The organism is Actinotalea sp. C106 (assembly GCF_023630195.1).
In the GTDB taxonomy this organism is placed as follows: domain Bacteria; phylum Actinomycetota; class Actinomycetes; order Actinomycetales; family Cellulomonadaceae; genus Actinotalea.
In genome coordinates, this window is record NZ_JALPKN010000136.1 from 1 (window position 1) to 8,430 (window position 8,430).

The window sequence follows — 8,430 nt, forward strand, 5'->3', positions numbered from 1 at the left end:
TGCACCACCAGCCAGGCCGCGAGGCCGAGGCCGAGGTTGACCGCGGGCCCGGCCACCGCGACCAGGGCGCTCGAGGCCGGCGAGGGGGCCGCGGCGCCGAACTGGGTGTGCCCGCCCAGCAGGGTGATCGCCAGCTCACGGACCTCGATCCCCCGCCGTCGGGCGACCAGGGCGTGGGCCAGCTCGTGCAGGAAGACCGAGACGAGCAGGAGCACGACGAAGCTCAGGGCCACCACGTAGGCCCCCGCCCCGATCCCGGGGGCGATCCGACCGACCGTCGGCCCGAAGAGCGCGACGAGGAGCACGGCGGCGACGGCCCAGCCCGGGGAGATGATCACCGGGGCGCCGGCGGCCGTGCCGACCACCCAGCCGCGCGTCCTGCCCGGTACCTGTGCTCTTGCCACGAGCGTCACCCTACGGTCCACAGGCTCGTGGCCCTCGCGTGGAGGTGTCAGCGGGGCGTCGTAGCCTGTGGGCGTGCTGCCGTCCTCCGAACCCGTGCCCATCCCTGGCGACGGTGCTGGCCCCGTCGCAGGCACCGCGACGGTGCGTCCGCGCTCCGCCCCCGGCCTGTCCCCCTCGCGGGCCAACGACTACCTGCAGTGCCCGCTGCTGTTCCGCTTCCGCGTGGTGGACCGGCTGCCCGAGCCTCCCAGCGCCGCCGCGGTGCGGGGCACCCTCGTGCACTCGGTCCTCGAGCGCCTCTTCGACGCCCCCGCGGGTCAGCGCACGGTCGAGGCCGCCCGCGCCCTGCTCGCCCCGTCGTGGGCCGAGATGCTCGTCGAGCGCCCCGAGTGCGCCGAGGTGGTCGGGCAGGACGAGGGCCTGAGCGGCTGGTTCGGCGGGGCCGGTCAGCTCCTCGAGACGTACTTCACCCTCGAGGACCCGAACCGGCTCGAGCCCGCCGAACGTGAGCTGAAGGTCTCGACCGAGCTCGAGGACGGGCTGCTGCTGCGCGGGGTGGTGGACCGGCTCGACGTCGCGCCCGACGGTGCCCTCCGGGTCGTCGACTACAAGACCGGGCGCTCCCCGCGCGCGGGCTACGAGGGCTCGGCCCTGTTCCAGATGCGCTTCTACGCCCTGGTCCTGGCTCGGCTGCGGGACCGCGTCCCGGCCATGCTCCAGCTCGTCTACCTCAAGGACGGGACGCTGCTGCGGCACGTGCCCACCCCGGCTGAGCTCGCCACGACCGAGAAGCGGGTGCAGGCCATCTGGGCGGGCATCCGGCGCACGGCCGAGGCCGGTACCTGGGAGCCGCGCACGAGCCCGTTGTGCGGCTGGTGCGCGCACCAGGCGATCTGCCCGGCCTTCGGGGGCACCCCGCCGCCGATCCCCGAAGGGGCCGTCGAGCTCAGTCTCGGCGTGCGCCCAGGTGGTCGATGACCTCACCGTCCAGCAGCCGCCCGAGGTCGGCCACGCTCACCTTGGCCAGGGAGTCGGTACGGCTCAGGCCGGGCTGCTCGAGCACCGGCACGATGTGCTCGACCCCGAGGGTGCGCGCCCCCGAGGCGAGGGCCGAGGCGATGCCCGGCCGGGAGTCCTCGACCGCCACGCACCGCGTGATGTCCACATCCAGGCGGGCGGCCGCGGTCAGGTAGGGCTCGGGGTGGGGCTTGCCGTGCTCGACCTCGTCCCCCGTGACCACCACCTGGAAGACGCCGGGCGGGGCCTGGGCGATGACCGCCTCGGCGAGCTCGCGGTAGGACATCGTCACGAGGGCGCACGGGACGCCCTCCGCCTGGAGCGCGAGCAGCAACTCGCGGGCCCCGGGCTGCCACACCAGCTCCCGGGCGATCGCCGCGGCGACGCCGGCCACGAGCCGCTCCCCGATCCGCTCGAGCGGCAGGGGCACCCCGTGGTCCTGGAGGATCTTCGCGGCGTCGGGGAGCGGTAGCCCGACCATCTGGAGCGCGTCCTGGGGGGTCCACACCCCGCCGAACTCGACGACGAGGGCCTCTTCGGACCCCATCCAGGCAGGCTCGGTGTCGACCAGGGTGCCGTCCATGTCCCACAGCACCGCGGCCGGGACCGGATCGGCCCCCTCGCGGGGTGCGGCAGCTGAGGGCGGCGCCTCGTGGCCGGGCCGGTCGGATCTCGAGGGTGTCGCGGGGTGGGGCACGGTCGCAGTCTAGATCGGCACGCGGGCCCCGCGGCGCTCGAGGGTCGCCAGCCCCCGAACGCCTAGGCTGGCGTCATGACCGATGCCCTGGCACGTGGCCCGCTGCGTGGACCGGTGATGCTCGCAGCCTTCGAGGGCTGGAACGACGCCGGCTCGGCCGCCACCCAAACGCTGATCCACCTGCACGAGGTCTGGGGTGCCGAGCAGGTCGACGAGCTCGACCCCGAGGAGTACCACGACTTCCAGGTGAACCGCCCCACGGTCGGCATCGCCGAGGACGGCACCAGGCGCATCACCTGGCCCACCACGTCGATCGCCGTCGCCCCGTCCCCGGCCGAGGGCACCGTCGTGCTCGTGCACGGCATCGAGCCCTCGATGCGCTGGCGGACGTACTGCGCCGAGATCCTCGACGCCGCCGAGCGTCTCGGGGTGCGCACCGTGGTCACGGTCGGCGCCCTGCTCGCCGACGTCCCGCACACCCGGCCCATCCCGGTCACCGCCACCTCCGAGGACGGCAGCGTGCAGGACGACCTGGGCCTCGACGCGACCACCTACGAGGGCCCGACAGGCATCGTCGGCGTGCTCCAGCACGAGGCGGCCCGCCGCGGCATGCACGCCCTGTCCGTGTGGAGCGCCGTCCCCCACTACGTGGCGCACCCGCCCTCCCCCAAGGCGACCCTCGCCCTGCTGGCGCGGATCGAGGAGCTCCTGGGCCGACCGGTCCCCCTGGGCGACCTGCCTGAGGACGCCGAGGCGTGGCAGCACGGCGTCGACGAGCTCGCTGCTGAGGACGCCGAGATCGCCGAGTACGTCGCCCAGCTCGAAGAGGCCAAAGACACGGCTGACCTCCCCGAGGCCTCGGGCGAGGCGATCGCGCGGGAGTTCGAGCGCTACCTGCGTCGCCGCGACGGGGGACCCACCACCGGCTGAGGGCGGACCCGCGAGGCCCTCTGCCGTGCCGGACCGGGACCTGGAGGCCTCAGAGGCGGACGCCGAGGAGGGCGTCGACCATGCGCGCGATGACCCCGGGGGCTCCCTCGACGTCACCGCCGACGCTCAACGAGGCGTCAGCCCAGGTGTCGACGGCCTGCAGGGCCGACGGTGCGTCGAGGTCAGCCGCCAGGGCCGCCCGCACGGCCGCGACCGTGCTCTCCGGGTCCGGCCCGCCGTTGCCGGAGACCGCCGAGCGCCAGCGCTCGAGGCGCTTCGTGGCCGTGGCGAGCACCTCGTCGTCCCAGTCCCAGTCGGTGCGGTAGTGGTGCGCGAGGACCCCGAGGCGCACGGCCATGGGGTCCACGCCGTCGTCCCGGAGCCGTGAGACCAGGACGAGGTTGCCGAGAGACTTGCTCATCTTCTCGCCGTCGAGAGCCACCATGCCCGCGTGCACGTGGTTGCGCGCCCCGAGGCCCCCGAGGGACCGAGCGTGAGCCGTGGACATCTCGTGGTGAGGGAAGCAGAGGTCCCTGCCTCCACCCTGCACGTCGAACTCGCTGCCCAGGGCGTCCTCGGCGATGACTGTGCACTCGATGTGCCACCCGGGACGGCCGGTCCCGAGCACGCCACCGTCCCAGGCAGGCTCGCCGGGACGCTCGCGACGCCACAGAGCCGGGTCCAGGGGGTCGCGCTTGCCGGACCGCTGCGGGTCTCCGCCACGCTCGGCGAAGAGCCTGACGGTCTCGTCGTGGTCCAGGCCGGCGACCGAGCCGAAGTGCGGGTCCACCGAGATGTCCGCGTAGACGTCGCCCAGGTCGGGGTGCTGGCCACCGGCCCCCTCCTCGACAGGGACGCGGTACGCGAGCCCCTGGTCGAGGAGCTGGGCCACCGAACGTGCCACGAGCGGGATGGTCTCGACCGCACCGAGGTAGGTGTGCGGGGGCAGGACAGCCAGGGCGGTCATGTCCTCGGCGAAGAGGGCCGTCTGCTCGGCCGCGAGCTCGTCCCAGGCCTGGCCGGTCTGCTTGGCTCGTTCGAGCAGGGGGTCGTCCACGTCGGTCACGTTCGAGGCGTAGCGGACCTCGAGGCCTGCGTCGAGCCAGGCCCGGTGCAGCAGGTCGAAGGCGATGTAGGTGGCCGCGTGGCCCAGGTGCGTCGCGTCGTAGGGAGTGATCCCGCACACGTAGAGCCGGGCGACGGGCCCCGGGGCGGCGACGACGAGGGCCTCGGTCGTGCTGTCGACGATGCGCACCTCCCCACCCTGACCGGGGATCTGCGGGACGTGGGGGGAAGGCCAGGTGAGCACCAGCGCAGCCTAGCCGCGCCCGGCCGGGATCACGTCCCGGCGCCACCCAGCGGCGTCAGGACCCCCGCGAGCAGCAGGACGACCACGACGACGGACAGCCCGATCCGGTAGACCACGAACGGCTGGTAGCTGTAGGTCGAGACGACGTGGAGGAAGCCGATGATCACGGCGTACCCGCCGGCGAAGGCGACCACGGTCGCGAGGGCGATCGCCCCCAGGCCCGGGGTGCCGGGGCTGCCGAACTGGTCGAGGTTGGAGAAGAGCTGCTGGAACCCCGATCCGAGCACCGCCGGGATGGCCAGCAGGAACGAGTACCGCGCCGCCGCCTCCCGGGTGTAGCCCATGAGCAGCCCCGCCGTGATGGTGCCCCCCGAGCGCGAGACGCCCGGGACCAGTGCCATGGCCTGCGCGAAGCCGAAGAAGACCGCGTGCTTGCCCGTCAGGCTCGTGAGCTGGCGGTCCTTGGCGCCGAAGCGGTCCGCGAGACCGAGGAAGATCGCGAAGACGGTCAGGGTGAGGGCGACCAGGTACAGGTTCCGGAAGGAGCCCGTGATCACGTCCTGGAAGGCGAGGCCCAGCACGACGATCGGCACCGACCCCAGGGCGATCCACCAGCCCATCCGGGCGTCGGGGTCCCCCGCACCCAGGCGCGACCTGCGGTCGGTGCCGTGGACCCCGCTCACCGCGCGCCACCACGCGACGCAGATGCGTGCGATGTCCTTGCGGAAGTAGAGGATCACGGCGGCCTCGGTGCCGATCTGCGTGACAGCCGTGAAGGCCGCCCCCGGGTCCCCGCCGCCCGGCAGCAGCTCACCGACGATCCGCAGGTGGGCGCTCGAGGAGATCGGGAGGAACTCCGTGAGCGCTTGCACCAGTCCGAGCACGAGGGCTTCCCACCAGGTCATGGCGCGCAAGGCTACCGGCGTCAGATGACGGGCGCGGACGGGTAGCCTGCACAGCCATGGAGGAGCGACTGCTCGGCGGCACGGGACTACGGGTCTCGTCCCTCGGCCTGGGCACCCTGACCTGGAGCCGGGACACCGACGAGCACGAGGCGGCCGAGCTGCTGCGCGACTTCGTCGACGCGGGGGGAACCCTGGTCGACACCGCGGCGCACTACGCCGACGGCGATGCCGAGCAGCTGGTGGGCAGCCTCCTCGGTACCGTCGTGGCCCGCGAGGACGTCGTGCTCTGCACCAAGGCCGGGGTCCGGCGCACCGAGCGCGGCGGTGTCGTGGACGCCTCGCGAGGAGCGCTCCTGGACGGGCTCGACGCCTCCCTGGCACGCCTGGGCACCGACCACGTCGACCTGTGGCTCGTGCAGGCCCCGGACCCCCGGACACCCATGGTCGAGACCGTCGGTGCCCTCGAGCAGGCCCTCGCCTCAGGCCGGGCCAGGTACGTCGGGCTGTCGAACCACCCGGGCTGGCAGACGGCGCGCGCCGCGACGCTGCTGGGCCCCGGTCGGCTGGCCGCGGTCGAGGTGGAGTACTCGCTGCTCGAGCGCGGGATCGAGCGCGAGGTCGTCCCGGCCGCGATCGACCTGGGCCTCGGCGTCCTGGCCTGGTCCCCGCTCGGCCGCGGGGTCCTGACCGGCAAGTACCGGCACGCGCTGCCGGCAGACTCGCGTGCGGCCTCCTCGCACCTCGCGGGGTTCGTCGAGCCCTACCTGGGCCGCACCGCCCTGCCGGTGGTCGAGGCCCTCGTGACGGCTGCCGAAGGGCTGGGCTGCAGCGCTCTCGAGGTCGCGCTGGCCTGGGTGCTCGGACGGCCTCAGGTGGCCTCGGCGGTGGTCGGGGCTCGCACCGCCCTGCAGCTCAGGGCCGCCCTCGGCACCGCTGTCGAGCTGCCCGCGGAGATCGTGCGGGCCCTGGACGAGGTCAGCAGCCCAGCCGCGGGCTACCCCGAGCGTCGCTGAGGCTGGGGACGGCCTCGACCCCTCCGCCGGACCGGCTGGCTCAGCGCTCCTCGTCCCCGATCTCGGTGCCGTCCATCTCGTCGTCGTCGAGGTCGTCCTCGTCGATGTCGTCGTCCTCGTCGGCGTCGTCGTCGGCCAGGTAGAAGGGCAGTGTCTCGCTGAACCCACGCACGAGCGCGTCGTCGTAGGCCTCGAAGGCGTCGGCCAGCACGTCGTAGGCGTCGTCGACAGCGGGGTCGTCGTCGGTGCGTCGCGTGCTGACTGCGTGGTAGTGGGCCTCGAGCGAGGCGAGGAGGCGGTCGAGCGCGGCACGCGCATCTACGGTCATGTGCCGACCGTATCGCCGGGACGTGCACAATGGCACTCGAATCCGAACGATCGGCTCGTGGGAGGCAACGCTTGGGCACCAGGACAGCACGCACACCTCGCGGGGGCTGGCGCACGCAGGGCTCCTACGAGTACCGGGTCGTGACGATCGGCCAGGAGATCAGCCGCAGCGACGCCCGGCGTCTGCTCACCGAGGAGGCCGAGTACGGCCGCTGGGAGCTCGCCCGCACGCGGCTCTACGCCGGTGGCGGCCGCAAGGTGTGGCTCCGCCGCAAGATCATCCGGGTCCAGAGCACACTCTGACGCGGGGGCCTGGCCAGGACCCGGTCAGCCGGTCGAACCGCCGGCGCCCGACACGAGACGAGCGCCTCAGCAGGTGGCGAGGAGCCGGTCCAAGACGCGCACGCCGAACCGCAGGGACTCGACGGGCACCCGCTCGTCGACCCCGTGGAACATGGCCGAGAAGTCGAGCGAGGTGGGCAGCTGGAGCGGGGCGAACCCGTAGCCCCGGATCCCGAGGCGGGCGAGGGACTTGTTGTCCGTGCCTCCCGAGAGCGTGTATGGCAGCACGCTGGCCGCAGGGTCCTCGACCCGCAGAGCCGCGACCATGGCGTCGACCAGCCCGCCCGAGAACGGCGCTTCGAGGGCCTGGTCCCGATGCACGTCCTCGATCCGCACGTGGTCGCCGGCCAGGCGCTCGAGCACCGCGCGGGCCTCGTCCTCGAAACCAGGCAGGAACCGGGTGTCGATCACGGCCTCGGCGCTGCCCGGGATGACGTTGGCCTTGTACCCGGCACTCAGCTGCGTGGGGTTGGCCGTGTTCCGCGTGGTCGCCCCGACGAACCGCGCCGCCGGGCCCAGGGCGTGCACCAGCCGGTCCACGGACTCCTCGTCCTCGGGGTCGAAGGTCAGACCGGTGAGGTCCGCCACCCCGCTCAGCAGAGCATGCACGGTGGGGGTGAGCTGCAGCGGCCACGGGTGGGCGCCGATCCGTGCGACGGCCGCAGCGAGGTGGGTCACGGCGTTCTCGTGGTTGACCTGCGAGCCGTGCCCGGCGCGGCCGTCAGCGACCAGGCGGAGCCATCCGATGCCCTTCTCGGCGGTCTGCAGCAGGTAGGCGCGGTGCCCGCCGACCTCGACGGAGAACCCGCCGACCTCGCTGATCGCCTCGGTGGCCCCCTCGAAGAGGTCGGGGCGGTGGTCGACCGCGTACCGCGCGCCGTAGCGACCGCCGGCCTCCTCGTCCGCGAAGAACGCCACGACGACGTCGCGCGCCGGGCGGCGGCCCTCGCGGGTCATCTGCCGCACGACCGCGAGGATCATCGCGTCCATGTCCTTCATGTCGACCGCCCCACGGCCCCAGAGCAGACCGTCGATCTCCTCACCGCCGAAGGGGTCCACGCTCCAGTCGTCAGCCGCAGCGGGCACGACGTCGGTGTGGCCGTGCAGCACCAGGGCCTCGCGGCTCGGATCCACGCCGGGCAGCCGGACCACCACGCTGGCGCGGCCCGGGGCCGACTCGAAGATCTCGGGGTCCAGACCCACCTCGGTCAGGGAGGCCATCACGTACTCGGCCGCGGCGCGCTCCCCCGGCCCTGATCCGTCCCCGTAGTTGGAGGTGTCGATCCGCAGCAGGTCCTGGCAGATCCGGGCGACCTCGTCCTGCGCCGTGGGGTGGTCAGCGCCCGCAGGGGCGAGACTGGTCGGGGTGCGGGGGTCTCCGGTGGTCGTGGCCATGGGCGCCACGCTACCGGGCCTCACGCCCCTCCCCGGACCGGGTAGGGCGGGCCGGCCGCAGCGGCGGCGGCCCTCAGCCCAGGCCGCGCC

The 8,430-nt window shown here is 73.6% G+C and carries 10 protein-coding genes; 4 read left to right on the forward strand and 6 right to left on the reverse strand.

Annotation, left to right across the window (positions count from 1 at the left end):
• A partial coding sequence (locus tag L0B03_RS10395; RefSeq protein ID WP_250445727.1) for a site-2 protease family protein occupies positions 1-404 on the reverse strand: 404 nt, incomplete at its 3' end.
• A 73-nt stretch (positions 405-477) separates the two neighbouring features.
• Between L0B03_RS10395 and L0B03_RS10400 the strand changes: the two genes are divergently transcribed.
• Positions 478-1,383 carry a RecB family exonuclease gene (locus L0B03_RS10400; RefSeq protein ID WP_374204932.1) on the forward strand — a complete coding sequence of 302 codons (906 nt, stop codon included), beginning with the start codon at positions 478-480 and terminating at the stop codon, positions 1,381-1,383.
• On the opposite strand, the gene L0B03_RS10405 is transcribed toward L0B03_RS10400, so the two are convergent.
• Positions 1,352-2,119: an HAD family phosphatase gene (locus L0B03_RS10405; protein ID WP_250445728.1), complete on the reverse strand. Its 768-nt coding sequence runs from the start codon at positions 2,117-2,119 to the stop codon at positions 1,352-1,354. The two genes, L0B03_RS10400 and L0B03_RS10405, sit on opposite strands and share 32 nt — an antisense overlap.
• A 75-nt stretch (positions 2,120-2,194) precedes the next feature.
• Here L0B03_RS10405 and L0B03_RS10410 point away from each other — a divergent pair, with 75 nt between their 5' ends.
• Positions 2,195-3,049 (forward strand): PAC2 family protein, encoded by an 855-nt coding sequence (locus L0B03_RS10410; RefSeq protein ID WP_250445729.1) that lies wholly within the window; start codon positions 2,195-2,197, stop codon positions 3,047-3,049.
• Between the two features lie 49 nt (positions 3,050-3,098).
• Here the strand turns inward: L0B03_RS10410 and mshC are convergent, their stop codons facing one another.
• Together mshC and uppP are read right to left on the reverse strand one after the other, a co-directional pair.
• The gene (gene mshC / locus L0B03_RS10415) at positions 3,099-4,358 is read right to left on the reverse strand and encodes a cysteine--1-D-myo-inosityl 2-amino-2-deoxy-alpha-D-glucopyranoside ligase (RefSeq protein ID WP_250445730.1); all 1,260 of its coding nucleotides are present in this window, start codon (positions 4,356-4,358) and stop codon (positions 3,099-3,101) included.
• 29 nt (positions 4,359-4,387) lie between these two features.
• The gene (uppP, locus tag L0B03_RS10420; protein ID WP_250445731.1) at positions 4,388-5,263 is read right to left on the reverse strand and encodes an undecaprenyl-diphosphatase UppP; all 876 of its coding nucleotides are present in this window, start codon (positions 5,261-5,263) and stop codon (positions 4,388-4,390) included.
• Between the two features lie 56 nt (positions 5,264-5,319).
• Between uppP and L0B03_RS10425 the strand changes: the two genes are divergently transcribed.
• Positions 5,320-6,276 (forward strand): aldo/keto reductase, encoded by a 957-nt coding sequence (locus L0B03_RS10425; RefSeq protein ID WP_250445732.1) that lies wholly within the window; start codon positions 5,320-5,322, stop codon positions 6,274-6,276.
• Positions 6,277-6,316: 40 nt separating this feature from the next.
• Here L0B03_RS10425 and L0B03_RS10430 read toward each other — a convergent pair whose 3' ends face one another.
• The gene (locus L0B03_RS10430; RefSeq protein ID WP_250445733.1) at positions 6,317-6,604 is read right to left on the reverse strand and encodes a primosomal protein; all 288 of its coding nucleotides are present in this window, start codon (positions 6,602-6,604) and stop codon (positions 6,317-6,319) included.
• 71 nt (positions 6,605-6,675) lie between these two features.
• On the opposite strand from L0B03_RS10430, the gene L0B03_RS10435 reads away from it, so the two are divergent.
• A complete protein-coding gene (locus L0B03_RS10435) occupies positions 6,676-6,906 on the forward strand; it encodes a DUF5703 family protein (protein ID WP_250445734.1) in 231 nt (76 codons plus the stop codon).
• A gap of 66 nt (positions 6,907-6,972) precedes the next feature.
• On the opposite strand, the gene L0B03_RS10440 is transcribed toward L0B03_RS10435, so the two are convergent.
• Positions 6,973-8,340 carry a M20/M25/M40 family metallo-hydrolase gene (locus L0B03_RS10440; protein ID WP_250445735.1) on the reverse strand — a complete coding sequence of 456 codons (1,368 nt, stop codon included), beginning with the start codon at positions 8,338-8,340 and terminating at the stop codon, positions 6,973-6,975.
• Positions 8,341-8,430 lie beyond the last annotated feature (90 nt).

Bases quoted from the DNA above. Each gene is read 5' to 3' on its own strand.
- L0B03_RS10425 (WP_250445732.1), top strand. From the start codon at position 5,320: ATGGAGGAGCGACTGCTCGGCGGCACGGGACTACGGGTCTCGTCCCTC.
- L0B03_RS10440 (WP_250445735.1), bottom strand. From the start codon at position 8,340: ATGGCCACGACCACCGGAGACCCCCGCACCCCGACCAGTCTCGCCCCT.
- L0B03_RS10430 (WP_250445733.1), bottom strand. From the start codon at position 6,604: ATGACCGTAGATGCGCGTGCCGCGCTCGACCGCCTCCTCGCCTCGCTC.
- L0B03_RS10410 (WP_250445729.1), top strand. From the start codon at position 2,195: ATGACCGATGCCCTGGCACGTGGCCCGCTGCGTGGACCGGTGATGCTC.
- uppP (WP_250445731.1), bottom strand. From the start codon at position 5,263: ATGACCTGGTGGGAAGCCCTCGTGCTCGGACTGGTGCAAGCGCTCACG.